Source organism: Nitrospira sp. BLG_2 (assembly GCF_049222245.1).
This window is the reverse complement of sequence record NZ_JBLYIG010000545.1, coordinates 1-2,179: the sequence shown is the minus strand read 5'-3', so window position 1 is coordinate 2,179 and position 2,179 is coordinate 1. Positions and strand designations below refer to the sequence as shown.

The following is a 2,179-nucleotide window of genomic DNA, read 5'->3' as shown; positions in this document are numbered from 1 at the left end:
CTCCGTCCGGGGGAAACGCCGTCGGTCGACACGGCGAGAGCGTTGTTCGACAACCTATTTCTGAATTCCAAACGCTACGATTTGTCTCCGGTCGGCCGGCTCAAGCTGAACAAGAAGCTCGGTTTGGATTTACCGCTTGAGCAGCGAACCCTGACCGCTCAGGACATTGTGGAGGTCATACGCTACCTCGTCAATCTAAAAATCGGCAAAGGGGAGATCGACGACATTGATCACTTGGGTAATCGCCGCGTGCGATCCGTCGGGGAGCTTCTGGAAAACCAATTCCGGCTGGGTTTAGTGCGGATGGAGCGAAGCATCAAGGAGCGCATGAATCTTCTTGATATGGAAACGGTGCTGCCGCATGACTTGATCAACGCCAAACCGGTGGTGGCGGCGGTCAAGGAGTTTTTCAGCAGCAGTCAGCTGTCTCAATTCATGGACCAAACAAACCCGCTGGCTGAAATTACTCATAAACGGCGTCTATCGGCTCTTGGTCCCGGCGGGCTCACGAGAGAGCGGGCCGGGTTTGAAGTGCGAGACGTGCATCCGTCCCATTACAGTCGTATTTGCCCGATCGAGACGCCGGAAGGTCCTAATATCGGATTGATTACATCGCTGGCGACCTACGCACGGATCAACCAGTTCGGATTCATTGAGGCACCCTATCGGAAAGTCGTCAAGGGACGTGTGACTGATGAAATCGAATTTCTCTCGGCGATCGAAGGTGACAAATACATTATCGCCCAAGCCAACTCGAAACTGGACGGGGCGGGCAGGCTGGTATTGGAAACCGTTTCCTGCCGCCACGGGGGAGACTTTGTCCTGGCTCCTCCGGATAAGATCGAATACATGGACGTGTCGCCGAAGCAAGTGGTGAGTGTCGCGACCGCGCTCGTGCCGTTTCTGGAGCATGACGATGCCAACCGTGCGCTGATGGGTTCCAACATGCAGCGCCAGGCGGTTCCTTTGGTGACGTCAGAGGCTCCTCTGGTTGGGACCGGAATGGAGGCGGTGGTGGCGCGAGATTCCGGATATGTCATCCAGGCTCGTCGAGCCGGGGTCGTGGAAAGCGTCGATGCCACACGCATCGTGGTGCGGGCCGATTCAAAGGACGGCAAGAAGGGGAAGGATTCCGGGTTGGACGCCTATGACCTGATCAAATTCCAGCGGTCGAATCAAAATACCTGCATCACCCAGACCCCTGTCGTGAAGATCGGCCAGCCGGTCAAGAAAGGGCAGGTGCTCGGAGACGGACCGGCGATTGATCATGGAGAGCTCGCACTGGGTAAGAACGTTCTCGTGGCATTTATGCCGTGGGGTGGATACAACTTCGAGGATGCCATATTGCTCAGTGAAAAATTGGTCCGCGAGGACGCTTTTACCTCGATCCACATCGAAGAGTTTGAGGTAGAAGCCCGGGATACCAAGCTGGGGAAGGAAGATGTGACGCGAGATATTCCCAATGTCGGAGAAGAGGCGCTGAGAAGTTTGGACGAGAGCGGGATCATCCGCATCGGTGCCGAAGTAAAGCCGGGCGATATTTTGGTGGGAAAGGTTACGCCCAAAGGCGAAACCCAGCTGACCCCTGAAGAAAAGCTGCTCCGCGCGATCTTCGGTGAGAAGGCCGGCGATGTGAAGGATACATCGTTAACCGTGCCTCCGGGAGTGGAAGGTATCGTGGTCGACGTCAAAATCTTCTCTCGCAAAGGACTCGACAAAGACGAGCGTACGAAGAGCATCGAGACCGATGATCAGATGAAGTTGCAGCGAGACCACCATGAAGAGCTGCGGATCATTGACGAAGAAAAGACAAAGAAGATTCGGAAGTTATTGCTTGGCAAGGTGGTCGGTCGCGATCTGATGGACCCTGAGAGCGGCGACGTCATCTTAAAAAAGAAAGGCAAGCTGACGGCGGAGATTCTCAGACGATTGCCGGACGACACGGTGCGGCACATCATCCTGAGCGATCCCGATGAGCAAAAAGAGCTGGAAGATGTCGAGCGGCGGGCGAAGGAGCAGATCGAAATCCTCCAGACCCTGTACGATGAAAAGGTGGGACGTTTAAAGCGAGGGGATGAGTTGCCTCCCGGTGTCATCAAGCTCGTCAAGGTCTACATCGCGATGAAGCGCAAGATTCAGGTCGGAGACAAGATGGCCGGCCGACATGGCAATAAGGGTG

Annotated in this window: 1 protein-coding gene; it reads left to right on the top strand. The window is 55.3% G+C overall.

Annotated features, from left to right (window positions below; all coding sequences use genetic code 11):
• Positions 1 to 2,179, top strand: a 2,179-nt coding sequence (rpoB, locus tag ACOSYY_RS14590) for a DNA-directed RNA polymerase subunit beta (protein WP_421663256.1), incomplete at both ends; no start/stop codon positions are given.